This is a genomic window from Mucilaginibacter defluvii (genome assembly GCF_039543225.1).
Classification (GTDB): domain Bacteria; phylum Bacteroidota; class Bacteroidia; order Sphingobacteriales; family Sphingobacteriaceae; genus Mucilaginibacter; species Mucilaginibacter defluvii.
Map to the genome: position 1 here is coordinate 762,071 of NZ_BAABJI010000002.1, position 23,863 is coordinate 785,933.

Annotated in this window: 17 protein-coding genes and 1 other RNA gene; 12 read left to right on the top strand and 6 right to left on the bottom strand. The window is 43.8% G+C overall.

Annotated features, from left to right (window positions below; all coding sequences use genetic code 11):
* Nucleotides 1-9: 9 nt before the first annotated feature.
* From proB to ABD960_RS09640, 6 genes are all read left to right on the top strand, one after another.
* The gene (proB, locus tag ABD960_RS09615; protein ID WP_345330938.1) at nt 10-1,080 is read left to right on the top strand and encodes a glutamate 5-kinase; all 1,071 of its coding nucleotides are present in this window, start codon (nt 10-12) and stop codon (nt 1,078-1,080) included.
* A 3-nt stretch (nt 1,081-1,083) separates the two neighbouring features.
* Nucleotides 1,084-2,346: a glutamate-5-semialdehyde dehydrogenase gene (locus ABD960_RS09620; protein WP_345330939.1), complete on the top strand. Its 1,263-nt coding sequence runs from the start codon at nt 1,084-1,086 to the stop codon at nt 2,344-2,346.
* Nucleotides 2,347-3,170: 824 nt separating this feature from the next.
* Nucleotides 3,171-4,259: a tRNA 2-thiouridine(34) synthase MnmA gene (mnmA, locus tag ABD960_RS09625; RefSeq protein ID WP_345330940.1), complete on the top strand. Its 1,089-nt coding sequence runs from the start codon at nt 3,171-3,173 to the stop codon at nt 4,257-4,259.
* Between the two features lie 204 nt (nt 4,260-4,463).
* Nucleotides 4,464-6,794, top strand: a complete 2,331-nt coding sequence (topA, locus tag ABD960_RS09630) for a type I DNA topoisomerase (protein WP_345330941.1) — start codon at nt 4,464-4,466, stop codon at nt 6,792-6,794.
* A gap of 34 nt (nt 6,795-6,828) precedes the next feature.
* Nucleotides 6,829-7,233, top strand: coding sequence for a hypothetical protein (locus tag ABD960_RS09635; protein WP_345330942.1), 405 nt, complete (start codon nt 6,829-6,831; stop codon nt 7,231-7,233).
* A 63-nt stretch (nt 7,234-7,296) separates the two neighbouring features.
* Complete coding sequence (locus ABD960_RS09640; protein WP_345330943.1) at nt 7,297-12,891, top strand: alpha-2-macroglobulin family protein; 5,595 nt, start codon at nt 7,297-7,299, stop codon at nt 12,889-12,891.
* 57 nt (nt 12,892-12,948) lie between these two features.
* Here the strand turns inward: ABD960_RS09640 and dinB are convergent, their stop codons facing one another.
* Nucleotides 12,949-14,133, bottom strand: a complete 1,185-nt coding sequence (dinB, locus tag ABD960_RS09645) for a DNA polymerase IV (protein ID WP_345330944.1) — start codon at nt 14,131-14,133, stop codon at nt 12,949-12,951.
* 76 nt (nt 14,134-14,209) lie between these two features.
* Here dinB and ABD960_RS09650 point away from each other — a divergent pair, with 76 nt between their 5' ends.
* The 4 genes from ABD960_RS09650 (at nt 14,210) to ABD960_RS09665 (ending at nt 16,825) form a co-directional block, all read left to right on the top strand.
* Nucleotides 14,210-14,761: a 2'-5' RNA ligase family protein gene (locus tag ABD960_RS09650; RefSeq protein ID WP_345330945.1), complete on the top strand. Its 552-nt coding sequence runs from the start codon at nt 14,210-14,212 to the stop codon at nt 14,759-14,761.
* A gap of 101 nt (nt 14,762-14,862) precedes the next feature.
* Nucleotides 14,863-14,962: signal recognition particle sRNA small type (ffs, locus tag ABD960_RS09655), an RNA gene on the top strand.
* Between the two features lie 90 nt (nt 14,963-15,052).
* The gene (gene fsa, locus ABD960_RS09660; protein ID WP_232175966.1) at nt 15,053-15,712 is read left to right on the top strand and encodes a fructose-6-phosphate aldolase; all 660 of its coding nucleotides are present in this window, start codon (nt 15,053-15,055) and stop codon (nt 15,710-15,712) included.
* A 150-nt stretch (nt 15,713-15,862) separates the two neighbouring features.
* On the top strand, nt 15,863-16,825 hold the full coding sequence (locus ABD960_RS09665) for a YpdA family putative bacillithiol disulfide reductase (RefSeq protein ID WP_345330946.1): 963 nt from the start codon (nt 15,863-15,865) through the stop codon (nt 16,823-16,825).
* A gap of 7 nt (nt 16,826-16,832) precedes the next feature.
* On the opposite strand, the gene ABD960_RS09670 is transcribed toward ABD960_RS09665, so the two are convergent.
* From ABD960_RS09670 to ABD960_RS09685, 4 genes are all read right to left on the bottom strand, one after another.
* The gene (locus ABD960_RS09670; protein ID WP_345330947.1) at nt 16,833-17,750 is read right to left on the bottom strand and encodes a ribonuclease Z; all 918 of its coding nucleotides are present in this window, start codon (nt 17,748-17,750) and stop codon (nt 16,833-16,835) included.
* Nucleotides 17,751-17,771: 21 nt separating this feature from the next.
* Nucleotides 17,772-18,149: an STAS domain-containing protein gene (locus ABD960_RS09675; RefSeq protein ID WP_345330948.1), complete on the bottom strand. Its 378-nt coding sequence runs from the start codon at nt 18,147-18,149 to the stop codon at nt 17,772-17,774.
* Nucleotides 18,150-18,196: 47 nt separating this feature from the next.
* Entirely contained in the window at nt 18,197-19,141 is a 945-nt protein-coding gene (locus ABD960_RS09680) for a phosphoribosylaminoimidazolesuccinocarboxamide synthase (protein ID WP_345330949.1), read from the bottom strand.
* 126 nt (nt 19,142-19,267) lie between these two features.
* Nucleotides 19,268-20,227, bottom strand: a complete 960-nt coding sequence (locus ABD960_RS09685; protein ID WP_345330950.1) for a PhoH family protein — start codon at nt 20,225-20,227, stop codon at nt 19,268-19,270.
* 101 nt (nt 20,228-20,328) lie between these two features.
* Between ABD960_RS09685 and ABD960_RS09690 the strand changes: the two genes are divergently transcribed.
* Together ABD960_RS09690 and ABD960_RS09695 are read left to right on the top strand one after the other, a co-directional pair.
* Nucleotides 20,329-21,105: an SAM hydrolase/SAM-dependent halogenase family protein gene (locus ABD960_RS09690; RefSeq protein ID WP_345330951.1), complete on the top strand. Its 777-nt coding sequence runs from the start codon at nt 20,329-20,331 to the stop codon at nt 21,103-21,105.
* 120 nt (nt 21,106-21,225) lie between these two features.
* Nucleotides 21,226-22,623 (top strand): MBL fold metallo-hydrolase, encoded by a 1,398-nt coding sequence (locus tag ABD960_RS09695; RefSeq protein WP_345330952.1) that lies wholly within the window; start codon nt 21,226-21,228, stop codon nt 22,621-22,623.
* 216 nt (nt 22,624-22,839) lie between these two features.
* On the opposite strand, the gene ABD960_RS09700 is transcribed toward ABD960_RS09695, so the two are convergent.
* Nucleotides 22,840-23,787: a D-2-hydroxyacid dehydrogenase gene (locus tag ABD960_RS09700; protein WP_345332808.1), complete on the bottom strand. Its 948-nt coding sequence runs from the start codon at nt 23,785-23,787 to the stop codon at nt 22,840-22,842.
* Between the last annotated feature and the right edge of the window lie 76 nt (nt 23,788-23,863).

Here is a 23,863-nt window from a genome sequence, read left to right on the forward strand (position 1 = left end):
TTTAAGTTGATGAAATATAAGCGAATAATTATAAAAATAGGCTCAAACGTACTTACGCAAAGCAATGGCCTTATAGATGAGCAGCGGATAGCGCACCTAACCAATCAGATCACGAAATTAAAAAATGGCGGTGTCGAGGTTATACTGGTTTCATCGGGAGCGGTGGCCTCGGGGCGTGGATTAATACGCGTTGCCGACCGTTGTGACGCGGTTGCAGCCCGGCAGTTGATGGCTTCGGTGGGCCAAGTAAAATTGATTAATATCTACGCTGATTCGTTTGCAAAGTCGGCGCAGCTATGTTCACAGGTTTTGGTTACCAAAGAAGATTTCAGAGACCGGACGCATTACCTTAATATAAAAAACTGCCTGGAAATATTGCTGCAACACAGTGTAATTCCTATCGTAAATGAAAATGATGTGGTTTCGGTAACAGAACTTATGTTTACCGATAACGATGAGCTGGCCGGGCTTATCGCTTCGATGCTTAACGCGCAGGCATTGATAATACTTACTAATGTTGACGGTATATTCAATGGCAACCCGGCGCTTGAGTCCTCTCAGGTTATCCGGGAAGTAAATGGCAAAGGCGTTGATCTGTCTGCTTTTGTTATGCAGGGTAAATCTCAATTTGGCCGTGGCGGCATGATTACCAAAACCCACATGGCGCAAAAGGTAGCGCAACTAGGTATAACCGTGCATATTGCCAATGGTACCCGGCAAAACATTCTGCAGGATATTTTAGCTGGAAATGTACCGCACACCCGCTTTTTGCCGCAAAAAATTACATCCGGCCGCAAAAAATGGCTGGCGCATTCAGAAACGGCAGCTACCGGCTTGGTAGAGTTAAACGATGGTGCTAAACAGGCGCTATCATCGGATAAAGCGATCAGTTTGCTGCCGGTCGGAATACATGCTGTCAAATCAGATTTCAGAAAGGGCGATATCATTAAATTGATTGACAGCACAGGCAACATTATTGGCGTTGGCCGTGCGGAATACGGGGCTGATAAAGCACGCGAACGCATGGGCCAGAAAAATCAGAAGCCGCTGGTACATTACGATTATCTTTACCTACAATAATCAATGGAGGATATAACAACTTACAATTTTTATTTTGATAACGCTGTCGCGGCAAGCCGTAAAATGGCCGGCTTATCCGCAGACGTTATAAATAAAGTACTCCATGAGGTGGCTGCCGCTGCCGTTGATCATACGGAGTTTATTATCGGCGAAAACAAAAAAGATCTCGCCCTGATGCCCGCCGATGATCCGAAGTATGACAGGCTGAAAATGACCGCCGAGCGCATTCAAAGTATCGCGAATGATATTGTTGCAGTGAGTAAGCTACAATCGCCGTTAGGAAAAGTATTGGAAGAACGTGTTCTTGAAAACGGACTACAGTTAAAAAAACTTTCGGTACCGCTTGGCGTAATCGGCGTTATTTATGAGGCGCGGCCTAATGTTACTTTCGATGTATTCGCGCTTTGTTTTAAAACCGGCAATGTAGCCGTTTTAAAGGGGGGTAGTGATGCCGATCATTCCAACAGGTGCATTGCGGGAATTATCCGGCAGGTATTGGAGAAAAACAATCTCGACAAAAATATCCTCACCCTGCTCCCCGCCCAACGCGAGGCTACCCATGCCCTGCTAAACGCTACAGGTAAGGTTGATGTGCTTATTCCACGCGGAAGTCAGGGCTTGATTGATTATGTACGTGATAACAGCAAAGTACCTGTTATTGAAACCGGTGCCGGTATTGTACACACCTATATCGCGCCTTCAGCCGAAGTTGTAAAATCACAGGATATAGTGCTTAACGCCAAAACACGACGTGTAAGTGTTTGTAACGCTTTAGATTGTTTACTTGTGCACTCATCGCAATTGACAAATCTCGCGGCTATTGTTGCCCCACTTGCCGAAAAGAACGTAATTATTTATGCGGATAATCCTGCTTATCATCAACTAAAAAACCATTACCTGCATAGTTTACTACAACATGCTGAGGATAAACATTTTGGTATAGAATTTCTAGATTATAAACTGGCGATAAAAACTGTTGACAGTATGGATAGCGCGCTAAACCATATCGCCATACATAGCTCAAAACACAGCGAGGCCATATTAACAGAAAACGAGGATGAAGCCAACCGCTTTAGCGCAGAAGTTGATGCCGCAGCCGTTTATGTTAATGCCTCTACCGCGTTTACTGATGGCGCCCAGTTTGGTTTAGGGGCCGAGATAGGCATCAGTACACAAAAGCTACATGCCCGTGGCCCGATGGCGCTCAACGAATTAACAAGTTACAAATGGGTAATTAGGGGAACAGGGCAAATCAGGACAACCTGATTTAACATACGCGTAAACAAAAAGCGGGACCCTTACATGCCAGGGTCCCGCTGAAAAATCATGCCGGGGGTAATCAGAAAAAATAATAATTCACCGCCACTGCTAAGCCCACAACTGCAAGTATCACGCCTTGCAGCTTTTGCTCGAAAGTTAAGTTAACAGCATTCATATCTTTATAAATTAGGGTATTACAAATCTATAAGGTGTTATCATTTTTGCAATAGCGACTATCACTTTTGTTATTTTTTTAACAAAATGGCAATTACGATTTTATCATGTTTAAACACAAGTCACTTTTGTATGAAATATTTCAAAAAAGTGCTCGTATGATATTAAAACATCGATTGCTATAGTATGCTTAACCCGGAATTTACAGCAGCATAATTTAAAAAAAACATTGAGAATGGACAATCCTACCGCAACTCGTTAAAAAACGGTGGCATATTCTAATGGTCTCTTCATGTATTTTTCAAAAGTGAGCGCGGCATACTCTGCATAAAGGCGAACAAGCAGGTTTAAAATCAAATTAGCCGACGTTTGTCGGCTAAATGCCAAAATCCGGCAGAAATAACGATGTTTAGTATACAATAACTTCACTTATTAAACCATCGGCTATTGGCGAATAAAGAAATCCAGTTATTAGGTTTATGCAAGTAACGCGCTCAAATAATTGAAACACAAAGCACATTAACTCAAAAGCAACTACATGCTGAAAGCCTTTACAGATGTTTTCTGTATGATTTTTGATAAATGTTATCACTAAATCGTCAAAATAAACCACGCATATAAGTGTCTGTAAAACATTGCTTACTTTTGCAGCTAATATGAGCAAGCACGGTAGAATATTGGTGGCCATGAGTGGTGGTGTAGATAGTTCGGTAGCGGCAGTAATGCTGCACGAGCAAGGTTACGAGGTTATTGGCCTCACCATGAAAACCTGGGATTACGCGTCATCCGGCGGCAGCTCTAAAGAAACCGGCTGCTGTAGCCTGGATAGTATTAACGATGCGCGCGCGTTGGCAGTGAGTTACGGCTTTCCGCATTATATACTTGATATTCGTAACGAATTTGGCGACTTTGTTATAGACAACTTTGTTGATGAATACCTTGCGGGCCGTACCCCTAACCCATGTGTACTATGCAATACCCATATTAAATGGGAAGCCTTACTGAAACGTGCCGATAAGCTGGATTGTGAGTTTATAGCTACCGGGCATTATGCTAATATAAGGGTACATGATAATGGTCGCTACGTAATTTCAAAAGGTAAGGATGTAAACAAAGACCAATCTTACGTACTGTGGGGCGTATCGCAAAAAAACCTGGCACGTACTAAATTTCCTTTAGGAAGCTTTTCAAAGCCGGAGATCAGGCAGATGGCGCTGGATATGGGCCAGATGGAGCTTGCAGGCAAGAGCGAGAGTTACGAGATATGCTTCGTGCCGGATAATGATTACCGATCGTTTCTGCGCCATAAGGTTGAAGATTTAGATGAACGGGTTGGTAAAGGCAATTATGTACTTACTGACGGAACCGTTGTAGGGCAGCATGAGGGGTATCCCTTTTACACCGTAGGCCAGCGCAAGGGCTTGGGAATAGCTTTAGGTAAGCCTATGTTTGTTACTGCTATACAGCCCGATACAAATACTGTAGTATTGGGCACAGCCGAAGAATTGGAACGTAAAGAAGCCTGGGTAAAAAATTTAAACCTGATAAAATACGAAACGATTACTGAGCCTATTGAAGCAGTTACAAAGATCCGATACAAAGACGCAGGCACGTTAAGCAACATTGTACAAATGGGCGAACACATGAAAGTTGATTTCCACCATGCGGTTTCCGGCATAGCCCCTGGTCAATCTGCCGTGTTTTACGAAGGCAATGATCTTCTTGGCGGAGGTTTTCTGATCTAAACAATTAATTATTAATACAAAATAATGAAATACGCCCGATTTAAATGCCATAAAGCGTTTATATCGGGCGTTATACGTTGAATGCACTTCATAAAATAACTGGACTGTTTTGCACTGTTCTCAGAAATCTTAGGAGAATTAAAACTAAAACAAATTTGCGTTTAGCGTTCTTTATATTTTATTTGCAGAAAATTTGAACTGTTAATGGCTAAAAACTTACTCATAGTAGAATCACCCGCGAAGGCAAAAACCATCGAGGGTTACCTTGGCAAAGACTTCACCGTAAAATCGAGCTACGGGCATATCCGCGATCTGGTGAAATCCGAGGATGCTATTGACATAGCCAATAATTTTCAACAAAAATATGAAGTACCGGCAGATAAAAAGCAGGTAGTTAGCGAGTTAAAAAAGTTAGCTAAGGAGGCCGAAACGGTATGGCTGGCATCCGATGAGGACCGCGAGGGAGAAGCTATATCATGGCACTTATTTGATACGCTCAATTTAAAAGAAGATAAAACTAAGCGCATTGTATTTCACGAGATTACCAAACCAGCTATATTAAAAGCAATTGATAATCCTCGTACTATAGATTATAACCTGGTAAATGCACAACAGGCCCGCCGGGTGTTAGACAGGCTGGTGGGGTTTGAACTTTCCCCTGTTCTCTGGAAAAAGGTAAAGCCATCTTTATCCGCCGGCCGTGTACAATCAGTAGCTGTAAGGTTAATTGTTGAACGCGAACGTGAGATCAACAAATTCCAAACCGAAGCGGCCTTTAAAATTGTAGCGATTTTTGGCAAGGGTAAAAACGCTTTTAAGGCTGAACTGCCGCAACGGTTTGCCCAACAGGCAGATGCCGAGAAGTTTTTGCAGGACTGTATAGGCGCCGATTTTACGGTTGATTCGCTTGAAACAAAGCCTGCAAAACGCTCACCGGCAGCCCCTTTTACAACATCAACCCTGCAACAGGAAGCAAGTCGCAAATTGGGTTATTCCGTTTCTCGTACCATGTCATTAGCGCAACGGCTTTATGAGTCGGGTAATATTACCTATATGCGTACGGACTCGGTAAACCTGTCAGACATGGCTTTGAATGCCGCGGCGCAGGAAATCCGAAGCGCTTATGGGGAGCAATACCATCAGCAACGAAAATATAAAACCAAAAGCGCAAGCGCCCAGGAAGCACACGAGGCGATCAGGCCCACTTATTTTGACAGGCATACCATTGATGGCGATAACGCTGAGAAGCGTTTATATGAATTGATCTGGAAACGTGCAATAGCGTCGCAAATGAGTGAAGCGCAGTTTGAGAAAACCACTGCAAAGATTGGTATATCAACGCGTAATGAGGACTTAATTGCCAGTGGCGAGGTGATGAAATTCGACGGTTTCTTGAAAGTGTACCTCGAAAGCAACGACGATGAGGAAGACAATCAACAGGATGGTGACAACGCCATGCTGCCGCCGCTGCAAAAGGGCCAGCAACTGGATTTACAGGAGCTTTCCGCAACGGAGCGCTTCTCTCGTCCACCCGCACGTTACACAGAGGCAAGTTTGGTGAAAAAATTAGAGGAATTGGGTATTGGTCGTCCGTCAACCTACGCTCCTACCATTTCTACTATACAAAACCGTGGTTATGTTGTTAAGGAAGATCGTGATGGAAAAGCACGTAATTACCGTGTATTAACCTTAAAGGAAGGCTCAATCTCCAAGCAGGAAAAATCGGAGAATACCGGTGCCGAGCGCGGTAAGCTTTTTCCTACTGATATTGGCGCGGTGGTAAATGATTTCCTGGTACAGCACTTTAACGGCATTGTTGATTTCAACTTTACCGCGAGCGTTGAGAAGCAATTTGACGAAATAGCCCAGGGGATGAAAGAATGGACGGACATGATCCGTAAATTTTATGCGCCTTTCCATAAAGATGTTGAGAACACCATCGAAACAGCCGACAAAGCACGCGGCGAACGTGAGTTAGGCGTACATCCGGAATCCGGCAAAAAAATATCGGTACGTATTGGTCGCTATGGCCCCTTTGTACAGGTTGGGGATAACGACGATGCCGACAACAAACCATTATATGCGAGTTTACGCACCGGCCAAAGCATTGAAACCATTTCACTTGAAGAAGCACTTGAATTGTTTAAGCTTCCGAAAAAAGTTGGCGTATTTGAGGATAAGGAAATGACCGTAGCTATCGGTAAGTTTGGCCCTTACATCCGTCATAGCAGCGCTTTTTACTCGCTGCCAAAAGGTATTGATCCATTGGACGTAAGCACAGAGCAGGCGATTGAGATCATCAACGAAAAGCGAAAAAAGGACGCAGAGAAGCTGATTAAAGTATTTGATGAAGACCCGGAAGCAAAAATACTCAACGGACGCTGGGGTCCTTATATAGAATACGGTAAACAGAACATCAAGATACCTAAGGATAAAGACCCTAACACCATTACTTTTGAGGATGTAAAGGCATTAGCCGGTGAAGCTGGTAAAGAGCCAAAAAAGGGTGCTAAGAAGTTCGCCAAGAAGAAGTAACAGCCGGTTAATTACCTGAAATAAGAAGTAGATAATGATTAAAGACCTTCCCGATAATACAGTTCAGGATATAGCGATAGCAGTAGCTTTAGAGGGCGAAACTGTTGAGGGAAAAACCTGGTATGTGTACATCATCAATTTAAAAGATGAGCCGATAGAAAACATACTTATAACCTCAAAAGGTTACGGCGAAAAGGATGGTGAACAGGTAAAAACCTCTACCCTTCGCCACATGATACCCAGCCTGTCGTCAAAAACTTCGGCCATCATTGAGCCGATAGACGAGCAAACATTTGGCTTAAACAACGAATACTGGTTGAGCTATTACATCGGCAATACTATTTACGATAAGAAATTCATCTTTCTGCCCGAAAGTATCGTGGACATGAACCTGATTAAACTGCCCATAGTAAATAAACCCGGTGTAATGATAAAATAACCCGGGCGTTATTTGCTTAATATGATAAGAGATTTATATTTACTCAAAATATAAACCTTTATTATGCCAGGCGAGAACAGTTTGTTTAATCACCCGAAGCGATTAGCCACAATCGGGGTAGCTGTATTATTGATATTCATCGTCAGCTTTTTTTTTATTCACAGGCCTAAGCGCCCGCCGGTTGATCCGGTTTTCAGTAAATATATTGAGGCCTATACTACGGGCATTATATCAAAAAAAGGCACTGTTCGCATCAAACTATCCGGCGAGGTACAGGTGGCACATCAGCAGGATGGCGAGCTTGATAACGGCTTGTTTGAATTCTCACCTTCTGTTAAAGGTAAAGCCCGCTGGATTGACGCACGTACCATAGAATTTACACCTGACGAGTCTTTAGAACCCGGCGAAAACTATTCTGCCGATTTTGATCTTAGCAAAGTTGTTGATGTGCCTAAAGACTATCAACACTTTAGTTTTGATTTTCAGATTATCAAGCCCGATTTCACGGTAAGCTTTACCGGGCTGCGTACAGCTACAAATACCTCGATTGATAAGATGAAACTTGGCGGATGCATTCAAACCGCCGATATCGAAGATGATAAAGCGGTTGAAAAAATATTAGCCGTAAACTATTCTACATCAGCCAAAGTAAGCTGGCAGCATAACGCGGCAACTAAAACACATACTTTCACGGTAAATAATCTCGCCCGTGCAGCAAACGGCGCTACACCGTTAACCGTGGAATGGAACGGCAGTAGTCTCGATGTGGAGAAAAACGGAAGCCAGGAATTTGTGGTACCCGCCATTGGCGATTTCAGGGTATTGGCCGTGCGTGCCGTACAAAATACCGACGAGTATGCCGAAGTTCAATTTTCGGACGCGATAATGGTTGGCCAGGAGCTTAACGGCCTCATCAGCATTAACAACATTGGCGACGCTGCTTATACCATTGACGGCAGCGTAGTAAAAGTATATGCCCCCGAAAGGCTGGAAGGAAACTATACCGTTACGGTTAACCCGGGTATCGAAAACATCTCTAATAAAAAACTTACCAAACCATATACTGCAAATATTTTCTTTGAGAACCGGTTGCCGGCTGTAACCATACCGGGTAAAGGTGTTATTCTGCCTGATTCGGGCCACCTGATGATGCCTTTTGAAGCCGTAAACCTTAACGCGGTGGATGTTACGATTATCAAGGTCTACGAAAATAATGTGCCGCAATATTTTCAGAACAATGGCTTTGACGGCGGTGCCGAGCTACGCCAGGTGGGTAAACCGGTAGTGCAAAAAACCATCCGGCTGGATACGGATAAAGGGCTGAACCTTGGCAAAAAGAACCGCTTTATGCTGGACATCGACCAGCTTTTACGTACCGAACCGGGGGCGATTTACCGTGTGGTGATCGGCTTCAGAAAAGAGTACTCACTATACAACTGCCGCGCCGGGTCTCCGGCTAACGTGAACAACGAGGACGATGATTACGGCGGCGATTATGATTATAGCAACAATACAGGGAAGGTAAACGATGAAGATGACGATTTTTGGCAGCGTTATGATAACTACTACCCTGATGATTACCGCTGGGATGAGCGTAACGATCCGTGTACTAACTCCTACTTTACCAAGCAGCGCTGGGCCACGCGCAATATCATGGCCTCAAACATTGGTTTAATAGCCAAGCGTGGTAGTGATAACAGCATGCTGATTGCCGTAACCAACTTACTTACGGCACAACCTATGAGCGGTGTCGAATTGCAATTACTCGATTACCAGAAACAGGTTATATTCAATACCACTTCAGATGGTGAAGGCCTTGCCAAGTTTGATTTGAAACGAAAACCATATCTGTTGCTGGCCAAATACAACAACGAACGAGGCTACCTAAAACTTGATGACGGCAGCTCGCTCCCACTCACTCGCTTTGACGTTAGCGGTGAGCAGGTACAAAAAGGGTTAAAGGGCTTCATTTACGGTGAACGAGGTGTATGGCGTCCGGGTGATAACATTTATCTCACCTTTGTTTTAGAGGACAAACTGAAAACGCTCCCACCCGATCATCCGGTAGAATTTGAACTTTACAATCCACAGGGTCAGGTTTATAAGCGTATTACGCAAAACAAATCCATTGATGGTTTTTACAGCTTCCATACCGCTACCGAAACATCTTCACCTACAGGTAACTGGCTGGCGCGTGTTAAAGTTGGGGGCGCGGTGTTCGAGAAGAACATCAAAGTGGAAACCATAATGCCAAACAGGCTTAAACTGAACCTGTCATTCGGCGGTGCAGAGGAATTAACTAAAGGCGCGGGTGAAAATGGCACCTTATCTGCACAATGGTTATTTGGCGGCGCGGCACAAAACTTAAAAGCTAAGGTGGATGCCTTCCTTTCGGCTCAAACAACCACATTTAAAGGTTTTGACGATTATGTGTTTGATGACCCTACCCTTGCCTTTAATACGCAAACGCAAACCGTGTTTGATGGCCGCTTAAACGCCAACGGCACAACACCGGTAAGTGCAGACATTAATGTAGAACGCCAGGCACCGGGCCGTTTAAGGGCAAACTTTGTAGTAAAGGTGTTTGAGCCGGGTGGCAACTTCAGCATTAATCAGGTGGCTTTGCCTTACAACGTTTATCCGGCCTACGTAGGTATTAAAACACCAAAAGGCAGCGAGCTTTCGGGCATGCTGGTTACCGGTAAAGATCATGTGATTGACATTGCCGACGTAGACACTAAAGGTAAACTATTACCAGGCAGCCGTTCTGTCGAAGTTGAACTATACAAAATTCAATGGCGCTGGTGGTGGGATGACACCGGCGACGAGTTAAGCAATTTTACGCAGGACAGGTATAATAAGCTGATAAAAACAGAAACTGTTAACCTGAATAACGGCCGGGGTAAATGGATGATGCGTGTTGCGCAAGCAGATTGGGGACGTTACCTGATCAAGGTAAAGGACCCGCAAACCGGCCATTCAACAGGTAAAATAATTTATGTGGACTGGCCAAACTGGTCGGAACGGTTACAGCAGGATAACCCTACGGAAGCGGCAATGCTATCTTTTACCTCTGATAAAGCAAGTTACAAAGTTGGCGAAGATGCAACGCTGACGATACCAACCAGCAATGATGGCCGCGCGCTTATCAGTTTTGAAAATGGCAGCAAAGTGCTTAAAACGGTTTGGATTGATACTAAAAAAGGGCAAACCCGCTACAGCTTTAAGGTTGACGAAAGTATGGCGCCTAACGTTTTTGTGAACGTTACCCTGCTTCAGCGCCATGCGCAAACCATTAATGATCTACCTATCCGCATGTATGGCGCTATAGGCTTGCAGGTTGAGGATCCGGAAACGATACTGAAACCGCTGATCTCGATGCCTGATAAGATACGGCCGGAGACACAATCGGCCATTACTGTATCCGAAGCGTCGGGTAAGGAAATGACCTACACGGTAGCCATTGTAGATGAAGGCTTGCTGGATATTACGGGCTTTAAAACCCCTGATCCGCATAGCGCATTTTATGCTAAAGAGGCATTAGGTGTAAAAACATGGGATCTGTTCGATTATGTGATAGGCGCTTTTGGCGGTGGCCTCGAACGTATACTCAGCATTGGTGGTGACGGCACCGGTTCCGTAAATAAAAATGTATCGGTAAACCGCTTTAAGCCGGTGGTAAAATTTCTCGGCCCATTCCATTTAAATGCAGGCGAAAAACAAACACAGCGCTTCACGCTTCCGCAATACATAGGCTCTGTACGCGCGATGGTAATTGCCGGTCATGCGGGCGGTTATGGTTTTGCCGAAAAAGCGGTTGCGGTTAAAAAACCGTTAATGATTATGGCTACCCTGCCCCGCGTATTAGCGCCGCAAGAACAAATACAGTTGCCGGTTACGGTATTTGCCCTGGAGAAGAACATCAAGAACGTGAGCGTTCAGGTACAGTCTAACGCGTTTAGTAACCTTGGCAGCAACAACACGCGTAACCTCACCTTCACCAAAATAGGCGATCAGTTAGTCACCTTTAACCTGAATGTTAAAGACTTTGTAGGCGTAGGCAAAGTAAGGATCATAGCTAAAAGCGGAAGTGAAACAGCGGCCTATGATGTTGAATTAAATGTGCGTAATCCTAATCCGCCGGTTACTAAAATTATGGAAGCGGAGTTAGCGCCGGGTAAATCATGGGCTGCGCCTTACGCGGCCTTGGGCATGGCAGGTACTAATAAAGCGACACTCGAAGTTTCGGCCATACCAGCGCTTAACCTGTCAAAACGGTTAAGTTATTTGATACAATATCCGCATGGTTGTGTTGAACAAACCACATCAGCGGTGTTCCCGCAGCTGTATTTAAGTCAACTGCAGGATTTAACAGATCGCCAGAAGGCTGAGGTTGATCGAAACATCAAATCGGGCATAAGCAGGCTCAATGGCTTCAGGATAAATAACGGTGGATTAAGCTATTGGCCGGGGTACGGCGAGGCTGATGACTGGGGAACCAACTACGCCGGTCATTTCATGCTTGCTGCCCAGGCTAAAGGATATGCGCTACCTGTTGGATTTATAGAGCAATGGAAGAGATTCCAAAAGCAAAGGGCACTTGCCTGGGCGCCGGACACGCGCAGTTTTTACGGTGCCGATCTGGTACAAGCCTATCGTTTATACTTGCTTGCCTTGGCTCGTTCACCTGAATTAGGTGCCATGAACCGCTTACGTGAGTTCCAATACATCAGCGTAGAGGCCAAATGGCGCCTGGCAGCGGCTTATAAGCTGGCCGGCCAAACTGAAGTAGCTTTGAACCTGATCAAGGGATTGCCAACCACAATAAAACCTTACACTTCAATGTTTGGCACCTATGGTTCTGATCTGCGCGATCAGGCTATGATACTGGAGACCTTGACCTTGTTGGGCCAGCAACAACGCGCATCCGGAGTAATGCGCACTGTAGCTGCCCGTCTATCGCAGGATAGCTGGTATAGTACGCAAACCACCGCCTACTCCCTAATCGCAATAGCGCAATATTGCGGCGTAAACAAAAATGGCGGTAAAATGGCTTTCGCTTACCAAGCAGCCGGTAAAGGTACTATTAATGCCAACTCATATATATGGCAGGGCGATGCCGCACCAAACGGCGGTAAGGTTTTTGTAAAGAACAACGGCACTAACAAGCTTTATGTTCGTTTAATACAAAAAGGGCAGCCATCATCGGCAGATAACGTGGTAACCTACGTCAACCCGGATGTGCTCAACATGCGGATAGCTTACTTTACACTTGGCGGTAAACCTGTTGATCCGTCGAAACTTAAACAGGGTACTGACTTTGTTTCACAGGTAACTTTGCGTAACCCCGGTAAACAAGGCCGTTATGACAACCTTGCATTAACGCAGATATTCCCTTCGGGATGGGAAATTTTAAACAGCAGGATGCTGAATAACGATGAAGCGTTTAAATCATCCCCATCTGATTATCGTGACATTCGCGACGACAGGGTAAACACCTACTTTGGCTTAGCCGAAGGCCAGGAAGTAACTTACTACGTAATGCTGAACGCAGCTTACGCGGGTAAATATTACCTGCCTGCCACTTACTGCGAGGCGATGTACAACTCATCCATAAACGCTTTAATAAAAGGGCAATGGGTTGAGGTTTATAAATGATAATAGATAAACCATAATAAACACACAAGGCTGCTAATTAGCAGCCTTGTGTGTTTATTATCCTTTTAAAAACGGATTAAAGTTGCGCGTTCCTATCTCCATGCCGGCGGCACGGCAAACGGTTTTATCGCCAAACTTAAAGTTGATGCTATCCATGGCCTGGTACAGTCGAATCCGTTCCTCGTTATCCTCAAACAGGTTGATCTGATAGCGGCCCGTTGCCAGGTTGCTCAATCTAACACCAATCAATCTTACCGGTCTATGCCCGTTCCAGGCTTTTTTAAGTAGATTTTTAATGCCGGGAATTAATATATGTTCTGCCGCGGTAAGCGGTATTTTTTGTTGTAAGGTATGTGTTTCAAAATTCGAGTAACGCACTTTTACTGCAAGGCACGAAGCAAGTTTATCTTCCTTCCGGAGTTTGTACGATAGCTCTTCGGTCATGCTTACTAAAATCGTTTCCAGGGTACGCCGGTCGGCAACGTCGTTGTGAAAAGTATGTTCGCTTGAAATTGACTTTCTGTCTGAATGCGGTACAATTTCGCTGTGATCAATACCTCTTGCTTTCTCCCAAATAAACAAGCCCGCCTTACCAAATACCGTTTGTAAAAAGCGTAATTCTACTTTTTGCAGATCACCAATTTTTTCGATACCATATTCGTAAAGCTTTTTACAGGTACTCTCGCCAAGCATCGGTATTTTACTGATGGGTAACGGTGCCAAAAAGGCCATTTCGCCACCGTGCGGTACCAGGAGTTGCCCGTTGGGTTTGGCTTGGTTGGTAGCCATTTTGGCTACGGTTTTACTGGATGCCATGCCGAAGGATATGGGTAAACCTGTGTCACGCATTATTTTTTGCCGTAGATCTGACGCTATCTGATACGGATCATAAAAACGATCCATACCTGTGAGATCAATATAAAATTCGTCGACAGAAGTTTTTTGATAAAGCGGAATCGCGTTGTCAATGATCTCTGTAACCTCCCGCGATGCCTCTGAATAACGACCGTGCGTACCGTGAATAACAATGGCATGCGGGCAAAGCTTCAAAGCCTGCCGTGTAGGCATAGCCGAATGAATGCCATACTTACGTGCCTCATAACTACATGATGCTACAACTCCCCTGTCTGCCGAGCCGCCTATGAGCACCGGCTTACCAATAAGCTCAGGATTGAACTTACGCTCCACTGAAACGAAGAACGAATCAAGATCAATATGCACTATGTACCGCTTGTTGGACATAGCACAAATATCATAAATAATTTGCAAATACTAAAAATATTAGCAAATATTGCGAGGTAAGAATCAAATCATACTTATGCATTACGCCGATTATATGATGCTTTTAGCACCACCCGAACAAGTGAACACAGAGATCAAAAGATATAAACTGGCCTCGGCTAAGCATATCGGTAATTTTGATAGCATGCATTCGAAAGCGCATATCAGTATTTGCGGAGCCGACCGTCAAAAGACATTCATCATAGAACCATCGTTACAGCGCATGGCGCAAAAATTAAGTACCATACCGCCTATCGTATTACACATAAAAGGGTTTGACTTTTTTAAACATGGAGATAAAGGATTGACCATTTACGCACGTATTGAGCAAACCGACGCTGTAAAAAGATGGTTCAAGCTTTTACTATTAAAAATGAACTTGAAAATGAGCATTACGCCACACATTACGATTGTGCGCAATATACCGGGTCATCAATTTGAGCAGTTATGGCCCCATTTCGCTAAGGCACAATATCATGATGTGTTTAAGATTGATGGATTAACCATACTTAAAAGGGACACTTTTGAGCCGCACCAAAACTGGCAGCAACACCGTTTACTACCATTTAATAACAGTTTTTTTAGCTAAAGTTTAGCACCCTCGATAATTATTCTGACTGATTATAAGTGTGTTAAATACACAAACACTATTTTTTACGCTGAAGACAAAATGTTTGCTATATTTGCGGTGGGTAAGTCTTTTACGACCAGCTCCTCTTGAACTCCCCCAGGGTGGGAACGCAGCAAGGGTAGAGGGTTGTAGCGGTGCGATAAAAGTAGCTTACCCATTTTTTTTAACTCGACCTGCATTACCTGAGCCGTCCGATAACCTGCGCGGGTAATTACTTTGTTTTGTTATTCAACAAAATCATCATATAAAATGAAATTTTTTATTGATACTGCAAATCTTGCACAAATCAAGGAAGCACACGAAATGGGTGTTTTAGATGGCGTTACTACCAACCCATCACTAATGGCTAAAGAAGGTATTACCGGCCAGGAAAATGTAATTAACCACTATAAAGCAATATGCGAAATTACTGATGGCGATGTAAGCGCCGAGGTTATTTCAACCACTTTTGACGAGATGGTAGCTGAAGGCGAAGCCCTTGCTAAACTGCACGAGCAAATCGTAGTAAAAGTACCGATGATTAAGGATGGCGTAAAAGCTATAAAATACTTTACCTCAAAAGGCATCCGTACTAATTGTACTTTGGTATTTTCTGCCGGTCAGGCTTTATTAGCTGCTAAGGCAGGCGCTACTTACGTATCTCCTTTTGTTGGCCGTTTAGATGATGTATCAACTGACGGTATGCAACTGATTGAGGATATCCGTTTAATTTATGACAACTACGGTTACGAAACGCAAATATTAGCAGCATCAGTACGCCATGCTATGCACATTATTCAATGCGCTAAAATTGGTGCTGATGTAATTACCGCTCCACTAAGCGCTATTGCTTCATTATTGAAACACCCGCTTACAGATAACGGCCTTGCTCAATTCCTGGCTGACCATGCTAAGGCAGCAGGTAAATAATTATCAAAGCTAAAGTATACTAAAAGCCATCTTATAGATGGCTTTTTTGTTTTATGGCCGTTGTTTTTTGGTCACTTATACGTAAGTAACCATCAATATATAGCAGTTAGCTCCTCCTATTATTTATATTAGCAACATATATTTTACCTGATGCTTGATCTGTTAATTATCGGTGGCGGCCCTATCGGGCTGGCGTGTGGTTTAGAGGCTCAAAAGGCTGGCCTGTCATTCAAAATCATTGAAAAAGGCTGCCTTGTAAATTCGTTGTACAATTATCCTTACACCATGACTTTCTTCTCTACTTCGGATAGGTTGGAAATTGGCGGCATACCTTTCGTTACCATCAATAACAAACCTAACCGCACGGAGGCGCTGGAATATTATCGCCGGGTAGCGTTATCAAACCAGTTGCCCATAAATTTATTTGAGGAAGTTAAGGAGGTAAGCCGTAATAGAGATTATTATAACATAACCACCTGCAAGGCGGCGTATCAGGCTAAGTACGTAGTGCTTGCTACCGGATTTTATGATATAGCAGTAAACCTAAACATCCCGGGCGAAGACCTGCCCAAAGTAAAACACTATTATAAAGATCCACATTACTACGCCATGCAAAAAGTGATAGTGGTTGGCGCGAGCAATTCGGCCATTGATGTGGCTTTGGAGACCTATCGCAAGGGTGCTGAGGTTACTTTAGTAGTTCGGGGCAGCGAAGTAAGCAGCCGGGTAAAATATTGGGTAAGGCCGGATATCATCAACCGTATTGAGGAAGGCAGCATTAAAGCTTACTTTAACTCTGAATTAGCTGCGGTAAGGGAGCATGAGGCGGATATCAAAACTCCGGACGGTATTGTAACCATCCCGAATGATTTTGTTATGGCAATGACCGGCTATAAGCCCAATTTTAACTTCCTTAAAAAATTAGGCATCGAACTGACTGAAGACAAATTTATCCCGCATTATAATCAGGAAACCATGGAGACAAACCAACCGGGCATGTACCTTGCCGGTGTAGTTTGCGGTGGGTTAGACACTCATTTATGGTTTATTGAAAACTCGCGTGTACACGCCGAAATGATAATTGCTGATATAATGCGGAAACGGGCCGTTTAAAGCAAGCCTATTCGTCAATAATAAACGTCTTCCCTTCCGTTGCCAGTTCTGTTTCCGGGAATACAGTCCGCGCTTCGTCGAGCAGATCATTCAATGTTTTATAGCGTGCCGAGAAATGCCCGATAAGCAACCGTTCCGCTCCGGTCTTTATTGCTACGTCGGCAGCTTGTAAGGCGGTGGTATGATAGGTATCTCGGGCTCGCTCAATCATGTCATGCATAAAGGTTGCCTCGTGGTAAAGCAACGTTGCCCCTTTAATTTGCTCAAAGTAATGTGCACTGTAAAGCGTGTCCGAACAATAGGCATAGGTCTTGGGCTCAGGCGGCGGTATCGTTAGGCTGTCATTGGCATACACCGTACCATCCGGCGCAGTATAATCACGTCCTGCCTTTATCGCACTAAAATAAGCCACCGGCACCTGCAATTCATCAATACGCTCCTTTATCAGTTTACGGGTACGCTTCTTCCCCCTGAATATAAAACCGGTACAGGCTATGCGATGCAGCAGCGGAATGGTCTCTACCGTAAAATCGTAATTTTCAAATATCTGTTCAGGCTTTTCGGCATTGGTTGCCTTAAAAATCAGCGGGTATTGCAGTGTAGTTTCGGAATATTTAAGCTGCATCTCAATGATCTCGATAAGCGGTGCAGGCCCAAACAAGTTCATGGGCTTTTTACGGCCGTTAAGATGCAGCGAGGAAAGCAAGCCAACCAAACCAAGGTAATGGTCGCCATGCAGGTGGCTGATAAAAATGCAATCGATGCGGCTTGCTTTAATTTCAAACCGCATCATTTGCTGCTGACTGCCTTCGCCGCAGTCAACCATATATAAATGCTCGTTAATGTTAAGTACCTGGGCGGTTGGGTTACGGTTGTAAATAGGTGTTGCCGAACTGCTTCCAAGTATAGTAACTTCAAACTTCATACCCGGAAAACAATAAAAGCACTACTTTAGTTCGCGTTTAAGCTCTTTTTCTATCTCTTCCATAAAAATCAGGTCGATAGCTTCCTCGCAGGTCGGCACAATGCTTAATACATTCTCCAATTGCGATATGGTTACCAAACGGTTAACCGCATCGTTCAGTCCGCAAAGAATAAACACGCCATCTGCATTTTTACAAAGGCGATGACCAACCAGCAAGCTGCTAAGGCCTGATGAATCAGCAAATTTAACCTGCGAAAGATCAAGAATGATATTGCGCTGGCCTTCGGTGTTGATCAGGATAAGCTCTGATTTAAGTTGAGGAGTTACCAATGAATTTAACTTTGATTCATTCAGCTTCACCAATATATACTTCTCGTGTTTGTCAACAGTAAATTTCATTGTTAAAATTATATAAAGCTAATATAGCAATTTTTTATATATACAACTTATAAGGCAGTCAGCGCTTGTTTTACGTTCGCCTCTACCCTTTTTAAAATATCATCGCTTGCTGAACGTACAAAAGGCTCTCCTGTTATCTTTTCATAAAGCTCGATGTAACGATCAGATATCGACCGGATTTTTTCTTCAGTCATTTCTGGCACTGTCTGTCCGTCTTTACCTTGAAATCCGTTCTCGATAAGCCACTTTCTAACAAATTCTTTTGAAAGCTGTTTTTGCGGCTCATTATTTTTCTGACGCTCCTCGTAACCTTCGCTATAAAAATAGCGGGAAGAGTCAGGGGTGTGTATTTCGTCAATCAGGTAAATTACCCCATCAGCCTTGCCAAACTCGTACTTGGTATCTACCAGGATCAAACCTTGCTCAGCAGCTATTTCGGTACCGCGAGCATACAAAGCCTGGGTGTAAGCTTCCAATTTTTCGTAATCTTCCGGAGATACTATGCCCCGGGCAAGTATCTGCTCTTTTGATATATCCTCGTCATGCCCTACAGAAGCTTTTGTTGTAGGGGTAATTATAGGTTGAGGCAGTTTATCATTTTCTTTTAAACCTTCTGGCAGCGCTACACCGCAAACCTCTTTACGGCCGGCACTGTACTCGCGCCAGGCATGGCCAGCCAGATAGCCACGTATTACCATTTCAACTTTGAACGGCTCACATATACGACCTATGGTAACGCTTGGATCAGGTACGCTGATTACCCAGTTATGTACAATATCTTCGGTGGCTTTTAAAAATTTAGCGGCTATTTGGTTAAGCACCTGCCCTTTAAACGGAATTGGCTCCGGCAACACCACATCAAAAGCGGATATGCGGTCGGTAACCACCATGGCCAGGTATTTATCTTTTATAGTATACACATCGCGCACCTTGCCCTTGTAAAAAGCAGTTTGTCCGTCAAAATTAAAATGAGTTTCTTTTATTGCGTCCATTATTTTAGATGTGAGTAGTGAGATGTGAGTAGTGAGATCACCACCCTAAATCCAAACTCTTAAATATTGTTATCTTGATTGTTAGACAGGTATCTAATATCTCAAATCTAACATCTCAAATCTCAATTACTGTATATCCCCGTAAGCTTCCAGTATGCGTTTTACCAGTTTGTGGCGCACCACGTCCTCACCGCTCAGGTATATGATATCGATACCTTTGATGTCCGTCAGAATTCTTAAGGCAGTATGCAAACCGGATTGTTGTTTTTTAGGCAGGTCAATCTGTGTTACGTCGCCGGTTACAATAAACTTTGCGGTTGGCCCCATGCGCGTTAAGAACATCTTCAACTGCATATCGGTAGCGTTCTGCGCCTCATCCAATATCACAAAACAATTATCGAGCGTACGGCCGCGCATAAACGCCAAAGGAGCAATCTCGATAGTACGGTTCTCCAGGTAAGTTTTTAGCTTTTCAGGTGGAATCATGTCATCCAGCGCATCATACAATGGGCGCAGGTAAGGGTCAATTTTTTCCTTCAAGTCTCCCGGCAGAAAGCCCAGGTTCTCCCCTGCCTCAACTGCCGGCCGGGTTAATATGATCCTTTTTATTTCTTTATTCTTTAACGCCCGTACAGCTAAAGCAACCGCTGTATAGGTTTTACCGGTACCTGCGGGCCCTATGGCAAACAACACATCGTTTTTAATGATGCTATCAACCATACGGCGCTGGTTGGCTGTGCGGGCCTTTACCATAATGCCGTTATGGCCAAAAACAATCACCTCGCCGGTAGTAGATTTATCTGCAGGACTATCAGCCGCTGGTGTATGCGTTACTTTTGAGCCCAGTATGCGCTCTATATCCGTTATATTTAAGTTGTCGTACTTCTCAACATGCTGAAGCAAAACCCCGAATTTCTCATTAAAAACCGACAGTTCATGCTCATCGCCCAATACCTTTACCTCACTGCCCCGTGCAACTATTTTTAACTTCGGGTATTGCTTTTTAATGATCTCAAAATGATCGTTATTAGGCCCCCAAAGCACCGCAGGATTGATGTTTTCGATAGATAGTTTTAGCTCGTTCAATACAAAATTGATTTTTAGTTGCTGATTTTTATGAATTAAAAATTGAATATTTGTAGCGCTTATCGCTTGTACAAGATTAGCAATAAATATTTAAATAATTAATGGCAATAATAACTTTAACTACCGACCTTGGCGATAAGGATATATACCTTGCAGCACTCAAGGGCAGTATTTTAAAATTGTTGCCTGATGTAAATATTGTTGATATTACCAACAGCGTATCAACCTTTAACATACAGCAAGCTGCCTTTATTTTAAAGAACAGTTACCACTACTTTCCGGACAATACGGTACACCTGATAGGTATTGATACGGTGTACAATTCCTTTACTAAATACTTGGCTATCTATTATAAAAACCATTTTTTTGTCGGTGCCGATAACGGTATATTCTCCCTAATGTTTGATGATGAACCTGAAGAGGTTTACGAGATCAACATTATGCAGGACCTAAAATTTTTGCACTTCCCGCTGGCTGATATTTTTGTTAAGGCAGCCTGTCATTTGGCCAACGGCGGCAGGATTGACGAAATTGGCTTGCGCATCAGCGGTATTGAGAAAAAAATGAACCTGCAACCGGTAGTAGAGCGCAACCTGATTAAAGGCGCGGTAATATATATCGACTCCTTCCAAAACGTGATTACCAATATTACCAAAGAATTTTTCAATACCATACAGCAGGGCCGCAGGTTTACGTTATATTTTAAACGTAATGAAACTATTAACCACCTGAGCTGGCATTACAACGAGGTACCCGAAGGTGAAAAGCTTTGCCTGTTTGGCATCAGCGATCATTTAGAGATCGCCATAAACAAAGGTAACGCCAGCGGTTTGTTAGGCCTTAACCTGGGCGACAGCGTGATTATTGAGTTTGAATAACAGCCGCCTGTAACATTTATTTTATTAAACCATAAACAAAACGTTTTAAGTTAACTTTGCTGTAGTGTAAGGTTTTACCTGACCGTGCCTGCCATACAGGCTGCAAACAGAGGATATTTGATGAAATTAACTATACATGGCGCAGCCCGCCAGGTTACCGGGAGCATGCATTTACTCGAGGTAAACAATTATAAAATACTGGTTGACTGTGGTTTGGACTATGAGCGCGATAGACAGCTGCACACCAACGAAGATTTCCCTTTTAACCCCGCGGATATTGACGTAGTGATACTTACCCATGCGCATATTGATCACTCGGGCAACCTGCCCACACTTGTACGACTGGGTTATGAAGGACAGATATTAAGCACCGCCCCCACTGCTGACCTGACTGAATTACTGCTGCTTGATTCGGTTAGCATATTTATGAATAAAGCCCACAAAGGGCGTAAGCACAGCCGAAACCGTGGCAAACACAGTAACGCACAGCAGCCCTTATATCTGCAAAAGCATGTAATGGATACCATGGAACGTTTTGTTACTATTGGCTTTAATAAACCGTTCAGGCTTACGGGCGATGTGGAGCTTACTTTTATACCCGCCGGTCATTTGCTTGGTGCTGCAGCAGCGGTATTAAAAATAAACGACAATGGCGAAGAAAAAACCATCGCTTTTACCGGTGACATAGGACGAAAAAACTACCCGGTATTAAACGACCCCGAACCTTTACCGCCGGCAGATTACCTGGTAAGTGAGGCTACTTATGGCGGCCGCTATCATACCAAAGGCAAAACCGTTGAGGCTGCTTTGGTAGAAACTATTGAGAAAGCTTGTATAAAAGAGCAGGGCCGACTGATCATTCCGGCGTTCAGCATCGGGCGTACACAATCGTTAGTTTTTGCGCTTAACAAAATATTCAGCAGTGGGTTACTGCCGCCGGTTAAAGTATTTGTTGATAGCCCCATGGCTACCATGGCTACCCGGGTGTTTCGCAAATATCATTATCTTGTTAATGATGAAGCGCAGGAATTTTACAATAAGCAGGGCGATGAATTTGAGTTTGATAATCTAACGTATGTAGAAACTTTGAAGGATAGCCGGCAGGTGTCTAATTACTTTGAGCCCTGCATCATTATATCTTCCGCCGGTATGCTGGAAGGCGGCCGCATTCAGGATCACCTGTTTTATAACATTCAAAATTATTACTGCACCATTCTGTTCATCGGCTATTGCGCTAAAGGCACATTAGGCCACCGCCTGCTGCGGGGTGATTCTATTGTACATATTAAAGACCGCGATTTAGCTGTTTACGCCACTGTCAAGCAAACCGATGTATTAAGCGCACACGGAGATCATGATGACCTGATGGCTAATGTACTATCTCAGGCTAAGGGTAAGCTCAAAAAGGTATTTCTGGTTCACGGTGAAACTTCGAGTATGGATGCTTTAGCTGTTGCTATTGAGGAAGCCGGTTACCAAGCTATAGTGCCTGAAAAGGGTGTGGCTTATTTATTATAATCTAGAGCGATATATTCAATTTGTCATTTCGAAGCGACAGGGAGAAACTTACCTATGTTCATAATTAAGCGAAAAGATTTCTCCTCGTACCTCGTTCGAAATGACAATCTGCTTTTTTAGAGTAATCCCTCATGGGAGAATCAGAAAGTGTCTAACAAAAAAAGTCCATAAGCATTATTGCTCATGGACTTAGAATATCTAATCGGATAAAAATTATTACTTCTTGAAATGATCGATGATCAGGCTGGCCAGCTCTACACCTATCCGCTCCTGCGCTTCATTAGTTGCCGCGCCAATGTGCGGAGTTAACGTAATTTTAGGGTGAGAAAGAATTTCCGGACGAGGAGTTGGTTCATTGTCGAATACATCCAATGCCGCGAATGAAACTTTACCACTGTCTAGCGCCGCTATTAAAGCGGTTTCGTCGATCAGGCCGCCACGGGAGCAGTTAATCAGGCCGACACCTTTTTTAAGCGTTTCCAGTTCAGCTTCGCCAATTAAAGCCTTGTCAACAAAAGGTGTATGTAATGTGATAAAGTCCGACTGTTTAAGCACTTCTTCAACTGAAGCAGACTTTACCGGAACATTTACTTTAGTACCACCGCCTAAAACAATCTCCAGTTCAGGGTTGAATGGGAATAAATCGTAAGCTAAAACTTCCATACCTACACCAATAGCAATTTTGGCCACTTCACGACCGATACGGCCAAAGCCCAGGATACCTAACGTTTTGCCACGCAATTCCACACCTTTAGCATAAGCTTTTTTTAGTCCGTTAAAGTTGTTAGTGCCTTCAACCGGCATTTTACGGTTGCTATCATACAAAAAACGTACGCCACCATACAGGTGTGCGAACACCAATTCCGCTACAGATAATGATGACGATGCGGGCGTATTATAAACGGCTACACCTTTTTCTTTGGCATAGTCAACATCAATGTTGTCAACGCCAACGCCACCGCGGCCTATCAGTTTAATGTTAGGACAGGCATCAATAAGCGCTTTACGTACTTTTGTAGCGCTGCGCACGGTAATGGCGTCGTATTCGTTCAAACGTGCAGGCAATTCTTCCTGCGGTATATTGGTGGTATCAACGGTAAAGCCGGCTTCTTCAAGCATTTGCTTACCTACCGGATCGATACCGTCGTTAGCTAATATCTTCATTTTGTAATTAGTAATTATGTCATTTGTCATTGCTCAACTATCATTCTGTCTAATGACTACTGACCAATGACCATTG

Bases quoted from the DNA above. Each gene is read 5' to 3' on its own strand.
- ABD960_RS09690 (WP_345330951.1), top strand. From the start codon at position 20,329: ATGGCAATAATAACTTTAACTACCGACCTTGGCGATAAGGATATATAC.
- ABD960_RS09635 (WP_345330942.1), top strand. From the start codon at position 6,829: ATGATTAAAGACCTTCCCGATAATACAGTTCAGGATATAGCGATAGCA.
- ABD960_RS09650 (WP_345330945.1), top strand. From the start codon at position 14,210: ATGCATTACGCCGATTATATGATGCTTTTAGCACCACCCGAACAAGTG.
- fsa (WP_232175966.1), top strand. From the start codon at position 15,053: ATGAAATTTTTTATTGATACTGCAAATCTTGCACAAATCAAGGAAGCA.
- ABD960_RS09675 (WP_345330948.1), bottom strand. From the start codon at position 18,149: ATGAAATTTACTGTTGACAAACACGAGAAGTATATATTGGTGAAGCTG.
- topA (WP_345330941.1), top strand. From the start codon at position 4,464: ATGGCTAAAAACTTACTCATAGTAGAATCACCCGCGAAGGCAAAAACC.
- ABD960_RS09680 (WP_345330949.1), bottom strand. From the start codon at position 19,141: ATGGACGCAATAAAAGAAACTCATTTTAATTTTGACGGACAAACTGCT.
- dinB (WP_345330944.1), bottom strand. From the start codon at position 14,133: ATGTCCAACAAGCGGTACATAGTGCATATTGATCTTGATTCGTTCTTC.
- mnmA (WP_345330940.1), top strand. From the start codon at position 3,171: ATGAGCAAGCACGGTAGAATATTGGTGGCCATGAGTGGTGGTGTAGAT.
- ABD960_RS09700 (WP_345332808.1), bottom strand. From the start codon at position 23,787: ATGAAGATATTAGCTAACGACGGTATCGATCCGGTAGGTAAGCAAATG.
- ABD960_RS09695 (WP_345330952.1), top strand. From the start codon at position 21,226: ATGAAATTAACTATACATGGCGCAGCCCGCCAGGTTACCGGGAGCATG.
- ABD960_RS09620 (WP_345330939.1), top strand. From the start codon at position 1,084: ATGGAGGATATAACAACTTACAATTTTTATTTTGATAACGCTGTCGCG.
- proB (WP_345330938.1), top strand. From the start codon at position 10: ATGAAATATAAGCGAATAATTATAAAAATAGGCTCAAACGTACTTACG.
- ABD960_RS09640 (WP_345330943.1), top strand. From the start codon at position 7,297: ATGCCAGGCGAGAACAGTTTGTTTAATCACCCGAAGCGATTAGCCACA.
- ABD960_RS09670 (WP_345330947.1), bottom strand. From the start codon at position 17,750: ATGAAGTTTGAAGTTACTATACTTGGAAGCAGTTCGGCAACACCTATT.
- ABD960_RS09665 (WP_345330946.1), top strand. From the start codon at position 15,863: ATGCTTGATCTGTTAATTATCGGTGGCGGCCCTATCGGGCTGGCGTGT.